The 17207-nt window shown below is 60.4% G+C and carries 16 protein-coding genes; 8 read left to right on the top strand and 8 right to left on the bottom strand.

Annotation, left to right across the window (positions count from 1 at the left end; all coding sequences use genetic code 11):
- Window positions 1-2 precede the first annotated feature (2 nt).
- From AARI_RS01945 to AARI_RS19080, 3 genes are read right to left on the bottom strand one after another with little or no spacing between them, the layout of a single operon-like run.
- Window positions 3-674 (bottom strand): response regulator, encoded by a 672-nt coding sequence (locus AARI_RS01945; protein WP_013347696.1) that lies wholly within the window; start codon window positions 672-674, stop codon window positions 3-5.
- Window positions 671-2158: a sensor histidine kinase gene (locus AARI_RS01940; RefSeq protein ID WP_081461071.1), complete on the bottom strand. Its 1488-nt coding sequence runs from the start codon at window positions 2156-2158 to the stop codon at window positions 671-673. The genes AARI_RS01945 and AARI_RS01940 overlap by 4 nt, the downstream gene beginning before the upstream one ends.
- Window positions 2094-2378: a hypothetical protein gene (locus AARI_RS19080; RefSeq protein WP_049862533.1), complete on the bottom strand. Its 285-nt coding sequence runs from the start codon at window positions 2376-2378 to the stop codon at window positions 2094-2096. The genes AARI_RS01940 and AARI_RS19080 overlap by 65 nt, the downstream gene beginning before the upstream one ends.
- 175 nt (window positions 2379-2553) lie before the next feature.
- Between AARI_RS19080 and AARI_RS01935 the strand changes: the two genes are divergently transcribed.
- The gene (locus tag AARI_RS01935) at window positions 2554-3978 is read left to right on the top strand and encodes a CitMHS family transporter (RefSeq protein WP_013347695.1); all 1425 of its coding nucleotides are present in this window, start codon (window positions 2554-2556) and stop codon (window positions 3976-3978) included.
- 479 nt (window positions 3979-4457) lie between these two features.
- On the opposite strand, the gene AARI_RS01930 is transcribed toward AARI_RS01935, so the two are convergent.
- The 3 genes from AARI_RS01930 to AARI_RS01920 form a co-directional block, all read right to left on the bottom strand.
- Window positions 4458-5588, bottom strand: coding sequence for a ferrochelatase (locus tag AARI_RS01930; protein ID WP_013347693.1), 1131 nt, complete (start codon window positions 5586-5588; stop codon window positions 4458-4460).
- A gap of 221 nt (window positions 5589-5809) precedes the next feature.
- Complete coding sequence (locus tag AARI_RS01925; RefSeq protein ID WP_013347692.1) at window positions 5810-7159, bottom strand: TIGR01777 family oxidoreductase; 1350 nt, start codon at window positions 7157-7159, stop codon at window positions 5810-5812.
- A gap of 145 nt (window positions 7160-7304) precedes the next feature.
- Window positions 7305-7862, bottom strand: a complete 558-nt coding sequence (locus AARI_RS01920) for a mycothiol transferase (RefSeq protein ID WP_013347691.1) — start codon at window positions 7860-7862, stop codon at window positions 7305-7307.
- A 78-nt stretch (window positions 7863-7940) separates the two neighbouring features.
- Between AARI_RS01920 and AARI_RS01915 the strand changes: the two genes are divergently transcribed.
- The 3 genes from AARI_RS01915 to AARI_RS01905 all read left to right on the top strand — a co-directional run bounded on the left by AARI_RS01915 (window position 7941) and on the right by AARI_RS01905 (window position 10930).
- Window positions 7941-8840, top strand: a complete 900-nt coding sequence (locus AARI_RS01915; RefSeq protein ID WP_013347690.1) for a hypothetical protein — start codon at window positions 7941-7943, stop codon at window positions 8838-8840.
- Window positions 8841-8984: 144 nt separating this feature from the next.
- Entirely contained in the window at window positions 8985-9305 is a 321-nt protein-coding gene (locus tag AARI_RS01910; protein WP_049862532.1) for a hypothetical protein, read from the top strand.
- Window positions 9306-9352: 47 nt separating this feature from the next.
- Entirely contained in the window at window positions 9353-10930 is a 1578-nt protein-coding gene (locus AARI_RS01905; RefSeq protein WP_013347688.1) for a cation:proton antiporter, read from the top strand.
- Here AARI_RS01905 and AARI_RS01900 read toward each other — a convergent pair.
- Window positions 10927-12057 (bottom strand): methyltransferase domain-containing protein, encoded by a 1131-nt coding sequence (locus AARI_RS01900; protein ID WP_013347687.1) that lies wholly within the window; start codon window positions 12055-12057, stop codon window positions 10927-10929. The genes AARI_RS01905 and AARI_RS01900 overlap by 4 nt on opposite strands.
- Window positions 12058-12234: 177 nt before the next feature.
- On the opposite strand from AARI_RS01900, the gene AARI_RS19075 reads away from it, so the two are divergent.
- Entirely contained in the window at window positions 12235-13227 is a 993-nt protein-coding gene (locus tag AARI_RS19075; RefSeq protein ID WP_013347686.1) for an ankyrin repeat domain-containing protein, read from the top strand.
- A gap of 4 nt (window positions 13228-13231) precedes the next feature.
- On the opposite strand, the gene AARI_RS01890 is transcribed toward AARI_RS19075, so the two are convergent.
- The gene (locus AARI_RS01890) at window positions 13232-13642 is read right to left on the bottom strand and encodes a YchJ family protein (protein ID WP_231849424.1); all 411 of its coding nucleotides are present in this window, start codon (window positions 13640-13642) and stop codon (window positions 13232-13234) included.
- 221 nt (window positions 13643-13863) lie between these two features.
- Here AARI_RS01890 and purS point away from each other — a divergent pair, with 221 nt between their 5' ends.
- The 3 genes from purS to purL are packed head-to-tail and all read left to right on the top strand — an operon-like array spanning window position 13864 to window position 17179.
- Window positions 13864-14115 carry a phosphoribosylformylglycinamidine synthase subunit PurS gene (gene purS, locus AARI_RS01885; protein ID WP_013347684.1) on the top strand — a complete coding sequence of 84 codons (252 nt, stop codon included), beginning with the start codon at window positions 13864-13866 and terminating at the stop codon, window positions 14113-14115.
- Complete coding sequence (purQ, locus tag AARI_RS01880) at window positions 14115-14867, top strand: phosphoribosylformylglycinamidine synthase subunit PurQ (RefSeq protein ID WP_013347683.1); 753 nt, start codon at window positions 14115-14117, stop codon at window positions 14865-14867. The genes purS and purQ overlap by 1 nt, the downstream gene beginning before the upstream one ends.
- A complete protein-coding gene (gene purL / locus AARI_RS01875; protein ID WP_013347682.1) occupies window positions 14864-17179 on the top strand; it encodes a phosphoribosylformylglycinamidine synthase subunit PurL in 2316 nt (771 codons plus the stop codon). Before purQ ends, purL begins: the two co-directional genes overlap by 4 nt.
- Window positions 17180-17207 lie beyond the last annotated feature (28 nt).

Genomic DNA, 17207 nt, shown 5'->3' with positions numbered 1-17207 from the left:
CGCTAACTCGCCACGTACCGATGCTCAGGTCGGCCGCGGGTTCCGTATCCAAGCTGCAGCTCCAAGGATTCGTTGGCCACGAGTGCTGCCAAATAGCGTTGTGCTGTCGCACGGGCAACACCGACGGCTTCTGCAACTTCGGCAACGCTCATCGGTTCGGCAGATTCTTTCACGCATGAAAGCACTGCTTGTTCGGTCGGGGCGGCACCCACTGACGCATTGGTTTCCTCTCCACCTTGGAGCGACCGGTACAACCTGTCTACGCCCTGCTGGTTGAATTCCCCGGTCCCTGCCAATTGGCGGCGGTAGCGCGCCCAGCCTTTGAGCTTGGAAGCCAAGGTCTTGGCGTCGAAAGGCTTGATGATGAAGGCCAGCGCGCCTGAGCGCAGCGCCTTATCGATGTTCTTCGGTTCGATCGCCGCGGAGATCATGATCGCATCGACATCGAGTTCTCTGAGAAGCTCGATTCCACTCACATGCGGCAGGTAGAGGTCCAGCAGGACCAAATCGGGTTTCAAGCTCTGCACCAGTTTGGGGATCACGCGCGGATCCTGCACAGGTTCCAAAGCATGGAACCCGGGGATGGCATTGACCATGTCCGCATGCAGTTCACCGACCCGGAAGTCGTCGTCAACGATCAGCACCCGATAGTTTCCGCTGCTGTTCTCGTTCAAAGTTGCGCTCCTTCACTGTGGTCGTTCTCTGAAATGGCTGGCTCTACCAGCACGGCGGGAAGCCTGGCTGCAATAACTGCCCCGGCTCCGCCCGAGCCGCGGTCAGCGATCCAGACATCCCCGCTGCGGGCTTGGGCCAGCCGTTTGATCAGCGGCAGCCCTACGCCTTGTCCATGCTCATTGCCCAGGTGGGATCCGGTACTGACGTCCCGCGCGAAGATATCCTCGTCAGTGGTGATGCCAGGTCCTGAATCTGCCACGGCAATGTGCAAGGTGTTCCCCTCGGACAGCAAGTCTATTTCCACCCAGGGTTCTGCATCCGTGCGAAGAGCCGCGGTGAAGGCGTTATCCAGTAGATTGCCCAGAACTGCAGTGGCATCCTGGGCATCGTGCGCCGAGGCAATATGGCCGAAAAGCATGGACTGCCCAGACACCCGCAGCTCGATGCCCTGCTCGTGGGCGCGCACCGCTTTCGCCGAAATGAATGCCGCGAGGTAAGCGTCATGGATGGCCTCCAGCCCTGGAACCTGGGCGATCTTCGGCCCGGCTTCCGTCACCTCGCGCAGGTAGTCTTCAGCCTGTTCAATCTTGCCCAGGTTGATCAGCCCGAGGACCGCATGCATGCGGTTGGCGAATTCATGGCGTTGCGCGCGCAGCGCGTCGGCCATGTCCTGGACCGCGTCGAGCTTGGTACCCAGCGCTTCCAAGGTGGTGACATCATGCAGCAGCACGACCAGCCCGAGATCCACCCCATCACGGTCGACCTTGGTCACGCGGGCAATGAGCGAGTGGCCATTTGCACTGAAACGGACAGGTGCCGGGTCGCATTCCTTGATCGCCTTGACCAGCCGGTGATCCAAGCCAGCGGATTCGAAGTGGCGGCCCACCACGTCTTCCAATTCGGTGCGGTGCGGCAGCCCCAGCAACTGCCTGGCGGCCTTGTTGCGCACGGTAATCCGCTTGTCTGCGCCAATGCCCATGACCCCTTCGGTGACGCCGTAGAGCACTGCCTGCTGATCCCTGACTAGCTGGGCGATTTCGTTCGGTTCCAGTCCTAATGTCTGGCGTTTCAAGCGGCGTACGGTCACTCGTCCGGCGAACACCGCCAGGGCCGCGGAGAGCGCCGCGAACAATACGATCCAGGCGAAGGATCCAAGCAGTGCCCCGGTCAAGGAGTCAGTGGTCACGCCCACGGAAACTTCACCGACAACGGCGCCCGCGTTGCTGTAGATCGGGACCTTGGCGCGGACTGATTCCCCAAGAGTTCCGTGTTCCCGCGAGACCGCTTCGATACCTTCCAAGGCGACCGGGTCGGTGGATACCATCTTGCCCAGTTCTTCCGGGTTCGGATGGCTCAAGCGCAGTCCGCGGTCTTCGGTAATCACCACGAAATAGGCTTGCTCCTGCCCGATGACAGCGTCAGCGAGACGTTGCAGCTCCCCCCTCGGCGAGCGCTTGCGGATCCAGCTTGTCCTGCTGGGCATAGCGTGAAACCTGCTCAACGACTTCCGGCAGTACCGCCACGGTGCGGGCGATGGTCAGCGAAGTGTCTTCCGCTTTCGAATACACCCGGTCATAGCTGGCGAAAAGCGTTCCTGCGGTAACCAGGACAATCAAGACACCTACGACCAGGAATTGCAGTCGCATGATGCGGGAGGCGAAATGCCGGGTACCGGCGCCAGAACGGAACATGCCACCCAGCATAAACCCATCTTTTCCGCACTCGTGAGTTTAATGAGCAAAAAGATGGCAAAGAACTTAACCGTTCAACAATAAGCACAAGACGCGCAACGTGAGCACCGCCACGTACCTTGGATTAGTGCCTCGCCCGGCTTGCGGGGCCAAAGGACTCACTCACACTGAAATGGAGGTCGGGTCAATGCTTGTTGCACTCGGATTCCTCATGGTCGCCACCTTCATGGTGCTGATCATGACAAAGCGCATGACGCCCCTGCTGGCATTGATTCTGGTACCGACCATCTTCGGCTTGTTCGCCGGTGCCGGATTCGGCCTGGGCGATATGGTCATAGACGCAGTCAAGGACATGTCCGGCACCGCGGCCCTGCTGATGTTCGCGATCATGTACTTCGGCATCATGATCGATGTCGGCCTGTTCGACCGCCTGGTCTCCGGCATCCAGAAACTGGTTGGCAACGACCCGGCCAAGGTCGTCATGGGCACCTCGCTGCTCACCGCGGTCATCTCCCTGGATGGCGATGGTTCCACCACCTTCATCGTGGTCACCGCCGCCATGCTGCCGATCTACCAGCGCCTGGGCATGAGCCCAGTGGTCCTGACCTGTGTCGCCGGCCTCACCAACGGCACTCTGAACATCGTTCCCTGGGGCGGCCCAACGGCCCGCGCCGCCGCGGCACTGGGTGTGGACGCTTCGGAAATTTTCGTGCCGATGCTGCCTTCGCTGGGTATTGCCCTCGTCGTCATTGCCCTATTCGCATGGCAGATGGGTGTTTCCGAGCGCCGTCGCCTGCAGCGCGAGCGTCCGGAAATCTGGGGCACCGAGCTCGGCGGCGGCAACGTAGCCGCCCCAACCGGAGGCAAGGCTCCGGGCGGCACCTCCCCTGCCGGGGGCAACCTGGCAGTTCTGGAATCCGTAGCCCGCAAGGGCGATGGCACCGAGTTCTCCACCATGGACGGCACCGTGCTGGATCCGGATCGCGAGACCCTGCGTCCCAAAACTTTCTACTTCAACCTTGCGTTGACTGTCGCCATCATGGTGCTGCTGGTGGTCGATGTCATGCCGCTGTCCTACCTGTTCATGGTCGGCACGGCGATCGCCTTGGTCGTCAACTTCCCCAAGGTCTCCGACCAGGTGAAGATGATTGCCGCGCATTCCAGCGAAATCATCGCCGTGGTCTCCATGGTGCTCGGTGCAGCGGTTTTGACCGGCGTACTTTCCGGCACCGGCATGGTCGATGCGATGAGCCAGTGGCTTGTGGATGTCATCCCGACCTCCATGGGCCCGTACATGGCGGTGCTCACCGGGCTGATCTCCATCCCGGCCACCTTCCTCATGAGCAACGATGCCTTCTATTTCGGTGTCTTGCCAGTTCTCGCCGAAGCCGGCGCGCACTTCGGTGTTCCAGCGGTGGATATGGCGCGCGCCTCCATCACCGGACAGCCGGTGCACATGCAGTCTCCGCTCGTTCCGGCCATCTTGTTGCTGGTGTCGCTCTCTCGTGTGGACTTGGGCGATCACCACAAGAAGGTGCTGTGGCGTGCGTTGGTGGTCTCCTTGGTCATGCTTGCTTCAGGCATGCTCCTCGGTGTCATCCACATGGGCTAACGCCCCTAGGACCGATGGTCCGTCGTCAGCCTGGCTCCGCGCCACCCGGATTTCTCGATTCGGGTAGCGCGGAGTCCGGTGTTTAAGCTGGGCCCGGCACCTTGAGTTGGATACTGATGGAGGCTCACCGGAAACCCCGCGTCCGGCATCCGATCAGCCAGCTCGGCTTCTCGTGGATTCTGCCACTTCGAGAAAGCCCACGCCGCCTCGTGCATCGCCACTGCCAGCGCGTTCCGGCCCGCCTCCCTTTGACGCTGAGAGCACCTAGCTGGCTTCTTGCTCAGGCGCCCAAGGGTTCGCGGACCGCACAAAGACAGCGACGCCAGGCTCGATCCAGAAGAAATCAATCATCAAGGCTCCGGAATGCCCGCCGTTCCGCAGCCCGCGGCACCATCACCCGGATTCCGGTGCCCAGCGGCTACCGTTGCAGTTCCGGGGGCTCGCCAGCAGTCGGCGATGGCCAGCCAGCAACTGCCGGCCTAGCTTGCCGGCTTGTCGACGTTCCAGTTCGGAACCGTATTTTTACTCCTGGCGCCTTCGCAGCAATTCAGCGAGCAGGCACCACTGCCCGGGCCCAGCGCTTTGCTGCCGGAAATGGTTCTCTGCTCCGGCTCCTCTGCACGCACTTGAGCTGCCCGTTCCACAACCAGATCGACCAAGCCGCTGACAAAGGACGGCGAAATGCCGACGCTGTCGGCACGGAGAAACCCCATCCCCAACTCACGCGCCGTCTGTGCAGCTTCGGTGTCCAAATCGAATTTCACCTCCATGTGATCAGAGACGAAGCCGATCGGGACTACCAGTACCGCTTCGGTTCCGGAATCCGAAAGCTCGCGCATGCGGTCATTGATATCCGGTTCCAGCCAAGGAGTGTGCGCAGATCCGGAACGGGAGCAGAACACCAGCTCGGCGTCTAGTTGCTCTTCTCCATCTAATTCCGCGCTAAGCCACTTCATGAGCTCTTCATGCTGTCCCTGGTAGCCAACGGTGAACTTCTCCGATGATTTCTGCATCGAAGTCGGAATCGAATGAGTTACGAATAGGATCTTATGGCGACTGCGGTCCAGACCGCCGACAAGCTGCTTGAACTCACCCAGCCCTCTCCGGAGGCAATCCAGCTGTGCCTGGGCGAATCCCGGGTGGTTATAGTACTGGCGCACTTTATCGATCACCACCTCGATGCCTTGTTCTTCCAGTGCGGCCACGGCACCTGCAAAATCCTCCCGGTATTGCCGGCAGGAGGAATACGAGGAGTATGCCGAAGTGTCAATGGCCAGGAACCTGCGCGAGCCGTGCATGCGCGCATGGTTACCAACTACCTCAGCGAGATACGGTTGCCAATTCCGGTTGCCCCAGAGCAACGGCGTATCGATACCGCGGGCCGCGAATTCATCGCGCAAGGCCCGCACCAAGGCCTGGTTTTGCTCGTTGATCGGGGACTTTCCGCCGAACATGTAGTAGTGCTCGCCCACCTCTTCGAGACGCTCAACGGGAATCCCTCGTCCCCGGGTAACGTTCTGCAGGAAAGGAAGGACATCAGCTGGCTTCTCCGGTCCGCCAAAGGACATAAGCAAGATTGCATCAAACGGGGCTACCGACATGTTTCCCATCGGGATCTTCCACACTTTCTCCTGGAACAAATGCCAGCATGGGCAAATTCCTCCCAGAGCCGGCAGATGCAACATTTACCTAGATTAGCTATTATCTAGCCAGGCTAATGATAATCCCCCTGCCAGCTTATCTCCAACGCGCCGGCACCCGGGTGCTCGCGCCCGGTTCCCGTGCAGCAGTCCCGCGCTGGAATCCCCGCAGCATGGCGGGGCTCCAGCAGCTAGCTGGCGCCAAGGCTATGAGCTAACGCGAGCTCAATCCGCTCATTTCGGAATTGGTGGCCGCCATCGAGCAACTTGCGCGGGACGATCCGCTGGTCGGCCATGGCCAGCAGTTGGGAGCCTTGGGCGCCAAGCACCAATTTCGGGGCCGCATCGGGAACTGGAATTACTGCGGGGCGCCGCACTGCGCGGGCCAAGGCACGGGTGAATTCGGCGTTGCTGACCGGCTGCGGTGCAACCGCATTGACAGGGCCAGCCAATTGCGAATCCCATAGCGCGCGATGGTAGATGTCCAGCAGGTCATCAAGCCCGATCCACGAAAGCATCTGCTGTCCCCCGCCCAAAGGCCCACCCAGGCCTGCGGTGAATATCGGGCGCAGAACAGCGAGCATGCCGCCCTTGGGGCTCAGCACGACACCGGTACGGATCTGCACCCGGCGCATTGAACCGCTGCCTTCCCGGGCGGCTTGCTCCCAGCGCTGCACGACGCCAGAGAGGAAGTCCTGGTTGCTGGCCGGCGCGGAATCGGACTCATCCAGCGGGTCCGGTCCGGCTGAGGCGCCATAGAACCCGATGGCCGAGGAACTGATGAAGGTGCGGACACCTGAACGTGCCGCGAGAAGGGCGAGGGAGCGGGTGGGCTCGATCCTACTGGACTCAATCGCGTGGCGATGGGCCTGGCTGAACCGTCCGAAGATGCTGGCCCCAGCCAAGTGGATGACTGCATCGCACCCCTCCAGCAGGTCTTTGTCGGGATCTGCGGGATCCCAGCGCCGTTCGCTTGCCGTGTGCGGCGCGTGCCGCACGAGCTTAATGACCTGGTGCCCTCCGGTGGACAAGAAGGCGCATAAGGCCTGGCCGACCAGTCCGCTTGAACCGGTTACGGCGATCACCAGCGGTTCCAGCCCGGACTGCGCCGCACGGTTGTGGGCGGCAAAGTCGTTCGCCAACTGGCGATGCCGGTAGGCGAGCATGGATTCGATCTGCCGGCCGGGCATATTCGACTCGATGCAGTCGCGCACGGTGGTGGACTCCGGGCCAGCGGGCTCGAAGTAATGCTCGTGCCGCCACCGCACCACGCGCGCAGGAATGCCGCGCAGCCCTTCGGGTTCGAGCTGGTCGACGAAGCTGCGGTTCTCCGAGAAACCTTCGGGCTGGTGCTTGGCATTCCACAGCAATCCGCCGGGAAGACCCAAAACGGCTGTTCCATCCTTCAGCGAGGTCGCTTCCTCCATGACTTTCAGCGGAAGCCACGGCGGCAAGAGCCGCTGAATGGCACCAGGTCGGGAGAACCAGTCGAAGACGACAGGTGCAGATGCGGGTAGCTGGCTGGAGCGGTTGAGCGTCATGGCCCCATAGTATTCGCAGGGGCTAGCTTTGCCCCGCAGCTTTCAGGCTTCATCCATAAATCGCGCTGGCGCCGGCTCATTACCCACCAAGATTTCAGGCTCCTGGAAACTGCCTCGGCAGAAGGGAATTTATGCAGTCCAGGCCCTACTCCCGATACCACGCGGGAAGATAGTCCAACGGCGCATCTTCGCCCACTCGCCCGTCAACTGCCTCGCGCAAGAGATCTGCATGCCCTGCATGCCGGCCGTACTCTTCGACCAGGTCGCAGATGATTCTGCGAACCGACACATGCTTGCCGTCGAACTCCAACCCCGAGTCCGTATCCAGAGCCCCTTCCTCGATGAGTGATTGCTGGATTTTCCGGCTCTTGGCCACAGCCTCGTCGTAGCGCTGATAAAGGATTTCCGGGTCGTCGTTCAAATCCACGTCGAAATGCTCACGCCCGTCGGCAGTGAGCGCGAGGAGTACCTCGGGGCGCTGCCGCGCGATGAAATAGGTGAATTTCTCATCTTCAACAAGAGCCAGGTGCTGTAGCAATCCACCTAGGCTCAGCTGGCTGCTGGGCAGCTTGGTTGCCAGCTGGCCGATGTCCAGCTTGTCTGCCTTGTACCGGAAGGTGGTGCGCAGCCTGTCGAGCATTCCAAACAGGTGCTGCGCTTCCGTACCGCTCATTGGCGGTTCCCACAGTGGTAGATTTTCCATCGCTTAGCTCCATCGCAAGAAGTGTGAGTTGGCGTACCAAACTGGTTTCACCGGCCCATGAATTGAATAATGAGAAGTATGCCCCTAACCGCCACCATTTTGGACCCCTCGCAGTGGACGCCTCGTGCTGTTGAGCATGAAACGCGCGCGAGGGCCTTTGGCGAGCCATTCGTGGATCGGCGCATGAAGGGCAAGAAGCACCCTATCGAGGACTTCCTTTTCACCTACTACACGCAAAAACCGGGACAGCTCTACCGCTGGCATCCGGGGATGGCCGTGGTACTAGTTGGCCACGAGGCTCGGGAGCGTGGAACTTGGAAGTTCTATCGCAGCGTCCAGACATCCAGCGGTCCCGGATACGAATTTGATGCACAAGCTTTCGGCCAGGCCCGGGCTCGGGCTATTGAATTCGCTCGCATCATCCTGGCCGGCACCGCGCAACGCCCAGGCAATTTCTCCTGCTTCGGGCTTCACGAGTGGGCCATGGCCTACAAGTCAGAAGCCAACGGCATCCGCCATGAATATCTGCCCTTGCGCCTGGGGGCGCAAGGCACCGACGAAGTAGTTGAAACGCATAAGATCAGGTGCACCCACTTTGATGCTTTCCGCTTCTACACTCCCCAGGCCATCGACCTGAATGAAGTGCAACCAACCCGGGAAACCCAGCGCGATCTCGAGCAGCCTGCTTGCTTGCACGCCAATATGGATCTGTATAAATGGGCTTACAAGCTGTCTCCGGCGGTACCCAGTGAATTAGTCATGGACTGCTTCGAACTCGCATGGGATATCCGCACCATGGATATGCAAGCTTCCCCCTATGACTTGGCCGATTGGGGTCATGATCCGATTCGCATTGAAACCCCCGAGGGCAAGGCTACGTACGTGCGAATGCAAAAAGAGTTTGCCGCACGTGCCGATTCATTGCGCTTGTCGCTACTGGAAATTGCCAATAGCCTCCCAATCCCCCGAGAAGACTAGACCTGACCACCGGGTCGAGGCCACGATGGAGCCATGGGTACTACTCGGAGTTTTCGTCTGGTTTTGGCCTGTATCGGGGCCAGCTCCCTGGGCTTGTGCTTGGCTTCTTGCTCCACGAGCACCACGGTTGGATCGCAAACCCGCTTGGACATCACCATTCGCGCTGATGGCAGCGAAATTTCGCAGCAGTATTTATTGGAATGCGATGGCGAGCAATCCACTGATGCCAGTACCTTGCCCGATGCTTCCAAAGCTTGCTTGCAATTGGCACTTGATCCCAGCGTGACTACTGAAGAAATTGATCCCCAGCAAGCCTGTACGGAAATTTATGGGGGTCCGCAACGGGCGGAAATCGAGGGAACTTTGCATGGCGATCCGGTGAATGCCAATTTTTCTCGGCACAATGGTTGCGCCATTGAGCGTTGGGAAAGCGCCTCGTTTCTGCTTGGATCCGTAAATTCATGAGGCAATAGATGCGAAAATACGCGCGAAGAAATTAGAATAGTTTGACTATGGAGTTTTTCCTGCTGGTTATCGCGCTACTTTTCGCCACCATTCTGATTGTCGGCATCGGAGAACGGATCAAGCTGCCCTATCCGATCCTCATGCTGATCTTTGCGACGCTGGCGGGCTTCTTGCCATTCATGCCCAAAATGCATATCGAGCCTGATCTGATCTTGCCGATCTTCTTGCCTCCGTTGCTTTTCGCTACAGCTCAGCGAAGCAGCTGGTCGGTGTTCCGCTTCCGTTGGAAAGCACTGATTCGCTTGGCAGTAGTGCTCATTGTGGTGACTGCAGGCACTGTCGCTGCGACGGCGTTGGCGTTCTCCCCGATTGCTTCAATTCCACTGGCTCTGGCTCTTGGCGCAGTCGTTGCTCCACCTGACCCGGTTGCCGTGGATGCGATCGCTACGAAGGTCAAGATGCCGCGGCGTTTAACCTCGTTGCTGGAAACGGAAGGCCTTTTCAACGATGCCATGGCAATCGTGCTCTTCCAGCTTGCAGTACAGGCAACCGTGGACAAGACCCAGGTTGGACTGGAAATCATTCCACAATTCCTCATCGGAGCTGCCGGAGCTGTAGCGCTCGGTCTGGCAATGGGATGGGCTATTGGTGCCCTGAACCGTTTCGTACCTAACTTGGCTGCGCGTTGCGCCGCCACCTTGGTAGCCCCGTATGCGGTCTACGTGATCGCTGAAGAGTTGCATACTTCCGGTGTGATTGCTGTAGTGGTGACAGCATTGGAAATGGTAAGGCGCGACCGTCCCCAGGACTCTGCCGAACGGCTGACCCGCCAATCCTTCTGGGAAGTGCTGGAACTGCTCGCAACGGGTTTGGCCTTCGGGTTGATGGGCATCGAAATGAACCAGGTCATCCAGGAAGAAGGCAGAAACCTGATTGGCTTCATTCCAGGCATCGCTGCCATCTGTTTTGTGGTCATCGCTGTACGCGCATTGTGGATGCTGGGCACTTACTACCTGCCCAATCGGAAGAACCCGAAAATTCCTGCACGTAAGGATGCCTTGGTGCTTACGTGGTGCGGCATGCGCGGGTTGGCTACCTTGGCTCTGGCTTTGGCGTTGCCTAAGGTCACAGCCGACGGCTCGCCCATCGAAGGGCGCAACTTCATCGTTGCGGCAGCTTGCACGGTCTTGCTGTGCACCTTGGTAGTGCCAGGCCTGACCTTGCCCTCCTTGATGCGCGTGCTGAAATTGCGCAATAACGAGCAAGACACCAAGCGTGCCAAGCGGAATTTGGCACGGCGTGCTGAAGCTGTTGCGCTCTCAGCATTAAAAAAGAATCTTGACCTGCAAGAACTTCCCGAAAACTACCAGCAGGCAGTGCGCCGCAGAATGAATTCGCTTCACACCATCTTGGCCAAGGACCCGGATCCGCACGATGCTATTTCCGATGAGAAGTACACCCAGGTTCGCGCCGTCATCGCCAAGGCTGATTCCATCCAGGCCATCGCCTTGGAAGCAGCTCGCGACGAGCTTCTCAAGGCCCGTCGCGAACCGAACGTCGATCCGCATTTGGTGGACGAGATCGTCGGACGCCTTGACCGGCGCACCGCGACCTTGGACCGCTAGGCGGCCTTGCGTTCCAGCTTCACGATGACCTCGTAGTGGTTGGTCTGCGGGAACATGTCCATCACCCGGGCCAGCGTCGGAGTGTAGTTCTCAAGACGTTCCAGATCCCGGGCAAGGGACTTGGCGTTGCAGCTGGAGTAGATGATCTGCTGGACATCGGAACCGTTGAGCCACGTGGACAAGTCGGCCGTGATTCCACGGCGTGGAGGATTCACGATGACTGCTTCTGGTGCCCAACCGGCACCCAGTGCAAATTCTGTTGCATCCTGGGCTTTGAAGTGAATGTCATCAAGTTCCATGGCTTTAGCGCTGGTCTCTGCCGCTTCTACAGCTTCTGTACTGGTTTCGATGCCGTACACGGTGCGGTCCTCGGCTGCGCAATGCAATGCGAAACCACCCACCCCGCTGTACAGGTCCCACACGCTTTCCGGGTTGGCATCATTGATCCATTGGCGGGCTTGCCGGTACAGGGCCGCCGCGACCTCGCTATTGGTTTGGAAAAATCCCTGCGGACGCAAATGCATCGGTACGCCGTTCAAACCGAATTCCAAAGTCGTGCGGCGGGTAAGGATTATTTCTTCCTCGCCTTCAAGCACCGCCTTGTGCTCTGGCAGGAAGTTCACCGACACCACGCTGTGGCGTGGAAGCTGTTCAAGGAACTGCGGCAGTGAATCGCGCAGTGCAACAAAGTGCTTTTTGGTGCGCAGCACCCAGCGGACCATCACCGAGCCGGTGTCCGAAACGGTGAGAATCACATGCTTGAGTTCGCCCTTGCGCTTGGGAACGTCGTAGGGAATGAGCTTGAGCTCATGGATGAATCGCTCAATGAGCGGGAACACGGCACGCAGCTGGTCTGCAACCACACCGCAGTTGCGCAGATCGATGCCGCGGCCCTCCGCATCCAAGATGCCGATGGTCGGCTTGTCGGTGGTTCCGGAAATGACCATTTTGGCCTTATTGCGGAAGCCTTGTTCGCTGCTGGCTTGGGCGGGAAGAAATTCCAGGTCCGGAAAATCTGCGAGCAGTCGCTTGCAATCCTCGACCTTTGATTGCAGTTGCTGGGCATAGGGCACCGTCATCAGGGTGCATGAGCGGCAGCGGGAGGCAGAAAAGTAAAGGCATTCCATGGTACTTATGATTTTAGCGAAGATCCACTGGAACCCAGCACCGAGGACACTCGCTGCCTATTGACCGCAAATTTTCAGCTTTGGCCGATAGGCTCACGAGTGATCAAATCTTATAGAGCAAAACCCCGAACGGCTGACCCCATTCTGGGAATGGTTAGTTGAACCGCGAAAGGACAGATGGCACTACATTCCGGGCTATCCGCGCAACGCCGCGGCATTGCATTGATTGCGCTTCCCCTCGCTGCAGCGATCGGCGCCTGCACTGGTTGCGCGCCGTCCTCGCCCCAAGCCCAAGAAGCTGTATCCGATCCGGTTCCTGCCACTTCGTCCAGCATCTCACCGCCGAAGGCCACCCCCAGCCTCGGCAATTCGCCAGCCAGCTCCCGCGGTCAGCAATCTGCTTCTTCCCAGCCCAGCACCATCGCTCCAACCAAGGCGCCCAGCAGTACAGCTGCTAAAACCTCCAGCGTTGCTGAAACGCCGAAAAGCTCTGAAACCTCGCTTTCGCCTCTCGCCACCGGCGCTAAAACCGGTGCTTCCCTCAAGGCGCTGCCCAGCTCAGCGGCTCCCATGTCCAAGGCCACCGCACAGCTCTTCGCTGCGGTGAATGCCGGCAAGCCAAAGGGCGTCAAGGCTGCCATCAAAAACGGTGCCGATCTCAGCGCGAAAGACGAGTCCGGCCGCACCGCGCTGATGCGTGCGGTCATCAAGAAGAATCCTGCAATCGCCAAGGAGCTTTTCGAAGCGGGTGCTGATCCAGATGTGAAGGATGACTTCTACGAGTCGGCATTCCTGCGGGCGAGCGCCAATGGCCAGGTGGCAACCTTGAAGCTTTTCATTGACGGCGGGGCGGACATTACCGCGGTGAACCGCATGGGCGGCACCGCACTGACGGTTGCGAGCGAGAATGGCCAGGTTCAGGCAGTACGCCACCTGCTGCGCACCGATATTCCCGTGGATTACGTCAACGACTTGGGATGGACTGCCCTGCACGAAACCATCGTTCTGGGCCAGGGCACCAACAATGCCATCACCATTGCTCGATTGCTGATCACCAACGGGGCCAACCCGAATCTGAAGGACCATTCCGGCTCCGATGCGTTCAAGCTCGCCCGCGAACGCCAGCAGAAACAGATGCTGACCATGCTGCAGGCCGCCAGCAAGCGATAATCGCTTAAAGTGCGTCGAGGTAGTACCAGGCGCCGTCTTGCTTCACGAACGTGCTGACCTCGTGCTGTTGCGCGTCAATGCGGCCATCGAGGTAGTGCGCAGCAAATTCCACCACTCCGCGTGAAGCAGCCGCACCGCCGGCGCGGGTAGAAATGATTTCCAACCCGGTCCAGCGCATTTGCGGATCCAATTCCAGTTCTTTAGGCCGCGTGCTCTCATGCCAGGTCGCCAGCAAATACCCGGCCAATCCCAGCACGAAAGCGCTGTAGCGCGAGCGCATCAACTCCTCTGCACTGGATGGCAGCAGGGAACCATCTTTTCTTCCGTCATGAAACGGCTTGCAGCAGTTCTCGTAGGAAAGCTCCCCGGTTTCCAAAACACGGCAGGCGCAGATCGTTTGACTAGTGTTTTTCACAGTTTCAGCATACGCGCCAAGGACGAACCCGTGCCCCATGAGCCTAAGATCACATGACTTAAAGCACGGGATATCGGTGCTATCGCGCACAGGCACGTTTTCCGCATCACATTCACGGGTAGACTATGAAGGCAAGCTCGCGGAGCGCCAAATCCCCCCTGGTGTGAGACGGCATCTCCGTGTGGCATTTAACTTAACCTCGCCAACAGGAGATATGCCGGATGCCCCGCATCGTTGTAGATGTCATGCTCAAGCCAGAAATCCTTGACCCTCAGGGCAAGGCCATCGCGGGAGCTCTTCCCCGCCTAGGCTTCACCTCCTTCGAAGCTGTCCGCCAGGGCAAGCGCTTTGAACTGTTCGTGGACGGCGAGGTGACCGAAGAAATCCTCGCCCAGGCGCGCGAGGCAGCAGAAACCCTGCTTTCCAACCCGGTGATCGAAGATGTCGTCAACGTCGAGGTAGTCGAAGACTAATGAGCACCGAACTTCCCCTGATTGGCGACTATTCAACGCCAAGCACTGAACTTTCCGGAGCGCGCATCGGCGTGGTGACCTTCCCGGGCACCCTCGATGACCGCGACGCCGCTCGCGCCGTGCGCGCAGCCGGTGCCGAAGCGGTGTCCCTGTGGCACGCCGACACCGACCTGCAGGATGTCGACGCCGTGGTGATCCCCGGCGGCTTCTCCTACGGCGATTACCTGCGCGCCGGCGCGATCTCCCGCTTCGCACCGATGATGGCGAAGATCGCAGATGCCGCGAACTCCGATGCCAAGCTGCCCGTGCTGGGCATCTGCAACGGTTTCCAGATCCTCACCGAGTCGCACCTGCTGCCCGGATCGATGATCAAGAACGACCACCTGAAGTTCATCTGCCGCGACCAGCTGCTGCGCGTGGAGAACAACCAGACCGCATGGACCAACGGCTTCGAAGCAGGCCAGGAAATCACCATCGTGCTGAAGAACCAGGATGGCCAGTACGTGGCCGACGAGAAGGTCCTGGACGAGCTCGAAGCTGAAAACCGCATCGCGTTCTCCTACGTGGGCTGGAACCCGAACGGCTCGCGCCGCTCGATCGCCGGCGTGAGCAACAAGGCCGGCAACGTTGTCGGCCTGATGCCGCACCCGGAGCACGCCATTGAGGCCGGCTTCGGCCCGGATCACCGCGGCACCGACGGGCTGGCATTCTTCACCAGCGTTCTGACCCACCTTGTTGGAGGCAAAAAGTGAGCCAGGAAGCCACTAAGGAATTCAATATCGACACCGTCGATAACGCAGCGGGCACCCCGGATGTAGAACTGCCATGGGCAGAGCTGGGCCTGAAGGACAACGAGTTCGCCGAGATCGTCAAGATCCTGGGCCGTCGTCCGACCGCCGCTGAATTGGCCATGTACTCGGTCATGTGGTCCGAGCACTGCTCGTACAAGTCCACCAAGAACCACCTGCGCCAGTTCGGCCAGAAGGTCACCCCGGAAATGAAGAAGGACCTGATGGTCGGCATGGGCGAAAACGCCGGTGTCACCGACCTGGGCGACGGCTGGGCCGTGACCTTCAAGATCGAGTCCCACAACTCGCCTTCCTACGTCGAGCCGTACCAGGGTGCGGCCACCGGCATCGGCGGCATCGTGCGCGACATCATCTCCATGGGCGCCCGCCCGATCGCCGTGATGGATCCGCTGCGTTTCGGCGCGATCGACCACGAGGACTCGCAGCGCGTCGTGCACGGCGTGGTCTCGGGCATCGGCGGCTACGGCAACTCGCTGGGCCTGCCGAACATCGGCGGCGAAACCGTCTTCGACCCGATCTACCAGGGCAACCCGCTGGTCAACGCACTGGCCGTGGGCGCACTGCGCCACGAGGATCTGCGCCTGGCCAACGCCTCGGGTGTGGGCAACAAGGTAGTGCTCTTCGGTGCGCGCACCGGTGGCGATGGCATCGGCGGCGCGTCGGTGCTGGCCAGCGAGTCCTTCGATGACACCAAGCCTTCCAAGCGCCCTGCGGTGCAGGTGGGCGACCCGTTCGCCGAGAAGGTGCTCATCGAGTGCTGCCTGGAGCTGTTCAAGGCTTCGCTGGTCGAGGGCATCCAGGATCTGGGCGCTGCAGGCATCTCCTGCGCAACCAGCGAACTGGCTTCCAACGGCGAAGGCGGCATGCAGGTAGAGCTGACCAACGTGCTGCTGCGCGATTCCACCCTGACCCCGGGCGAAATCCTGATGTCGGAGTCCCAGGAACGCATGATGGCCGTAGTCACCCCGGAGAACATTGAAGCGTTCGAGGCTGTCATGGCCAAGTGGAACGTGGAGTATTCCTGGCTGGGCGAGGTCACCGATACCGACCGCCTGATCATCACCTGGGATGGCGAAGTCATCGTGGACGTGGATCCGAAGACCGTCGCCCACGACGGCCCGGTCTACGACCGCCCGTACGCCCGCCCGCAATGGCAGGATGCGCTGCAGGCTGACACCTTCAAGTCCTCGGAAGCCGGCAAGAACCTGCCTGCGACCGGCGACGAGCTGAAAGCAGCCACCTTGGAGCTGATTGCCAGCCCGAACATGTGCGACAAGTCCTGGATCACCAACCAGTACGACCGCTACGTCGGCGGCAACACCGCGCTGGCCGCCCCGGATGATGCCGGCGTGGTCCGCATCGACGAGTCCACCGGCCTGGGCGTTGCCATCGCTACCGATGCCAACGGCCGCTACACCTACCTGGACCCATACGTCGGCGCCCAGCTGGCACTGGCCGAATCCTACCGCAACGTCGCCACCTCCGGCGCGATCCCTGCGGCTGTTTCGGACTGCCTGAACTACGGTTCCCCAGAGGATCCGGATGTCATGTGGCAGCTGGCCGAGGGTATCCGCGGCCTGTCCGATGCCTGCATGGAGCTTGGTGTTCCGGTCACCGGCGGCAACGTCTCGCTGTACAACCAGACCGGCAACAAGGCCATCCACCCGACCCCGGTGGTGGCGACCCTGGGCAAGTTCGACGATGTGGCTCGCCGCACCCCGTCGGGGTGGCGCGCCGAGGCCGATGGTCAGGCCATCTACCTGATCGGTACCACCGAAGATGAGCTGGACGGTTCGGAGTTCGCCAACTTGCGCGGACACCTGGGCGGCACCCCGCCAAAGGTTGACCTGGCTGCCGAGAAGGAACTGGGCGCCATCTTGATCAACGCCAGCCGCGATGGCATGATCGACGCCGCACACGATCTGTCCGAGGGCGGCCTGGCCGCGGCCCTGGCGGAGATGGTGCTACGTTACGGTGTCGGTGCCCGGGTGGCCCTGAATGAGATCAAGGAGCGTGACGGCATCGACTCGTTCACGGCCCTGTTCTCCGAGTCCCAGGCCCGCGCCTTGGTCGCCGTGCCGCGCAGCGAAGAGGTGCGCTTCAACGACATGACCGGCGCCCGCGGCGTGACCGTGGCCCGTCTGGGCATCGTTGATGCACAGTCCAACGCCCTGGAGATCCAGGGCGAGTTCACCGCCACGGTGGACGAACTGCGTCAGGCCCATGAGGGCACCATGGCCAAGTACTTCGGCTAAGCCCACACGGCTACCATGCGGCGGCCCG

It is taken from the genome of Glutamicibacter arilaitensis Re117 (assembly GCF_000197735.1).
Classification (GTDB): domain Bacteria; phylum Actinomycetota; class Actinomycetes; order Actinomycetales; family Micrococcaceae; genus Glutamicibacter; species Glutamicibacter arilaitensis.
The sequence above is the reverse complement of the archived record's forward strand: the minus strand, read 5'-3'. Positions and strand labels throughout refer to the sequence as shown.

What these genes read in the sequence shown, in the direction of transcription:
- AARI_RS01940 (WP_081461071.1), bottom strand. Translation starts at nt 2,158, where the DNA reads ATGCCCAGCAGGACAAGCTGGATCCGCAAGCGCTCGCCGAGGGGGGAG.
- AARI_RS19080 (WP_049862533.1), bottom strand. Translation starts at nt 2,378, where the DNA reads ATGCTGGGTGGCATGTTCCGTTCTGGCGCCGGTACCCGGCATTTCGCC.
- AARI_RS01935 (WP_013347695.1), top strand. Translation starts at nt 2,554, where the DNA reads ATGCTTGTTGCACTCGGATTCCTCATGGTCGCCACCTTCATGGTGCTG.
- AARI_RS01930 (WP_013347693.1), bottom strand. Translation starts at nt 5,588, where the DNA reads ATGGGAAACATGTCGGTAGCCCCGTTTGATGCAATCTTGCTTATGTCC.
- AARI_RS01925 (WP_013347692.1), bottom strand. Translation starts at nt 7,159, where the DNA reads ATGACGCTCAACCGCTCCAGCCAGCTACCCGCATCTGCACCTGTCGTC.
- AARI_RS01920 (WP_013347691.1), bottom strand. Translation starts at nt 7,862, where the DNA reads ATGGAAAATCTACCACTGTGGGAACCGCCAATGAGCGGTACGGAAGCG.
- AARI_RS01915 (WP_013347690.1), top strand. Translation starts at nt 7,941, where the DNA reads ATGCCCCTAACCGCCACCATTTTGGACCCCTCGCAGTGGACGCCTCGT.
- AARI_RS01905 (WP_013347688.1), top strand. Translation starts at nt 9,353, where the DNA reads ATGGAGTTTTTCCTGCTGGTTATCGCGCTACTTTTCGCCACCATTCTG.
- AARI_RS01900 (WP_013347687.1), bottom strand. Translation starts at nt 12,057, where the DNA reads ATGGAATGCCTTTACTTTTCTGCCTCCCGCTGCCGCTCATGCACCCTG.
- AARI_RS19075 (WP_013347686.1), top strand. Translation starts at nt 12,235, where the DNA reads ATGGCACTACATTCCGGGCTATCCGCGCAACGCCGCGGCATTGCATTG.
- purS (WP_013347684.1), top strand. Translation starts at nt 13,864, where the DNA reads ATGCCCCGCATCGTTGTAGATGTCATGCTCAAGCCAGAAATCCTTGAC.
- purQ (WP_013347683.1), top strand. Translation starts at nt 14,115, where the DNA reads ATGAGCACCGAACTTCCCCTGATTGGCGACTATTCAACGCCAAGCACT.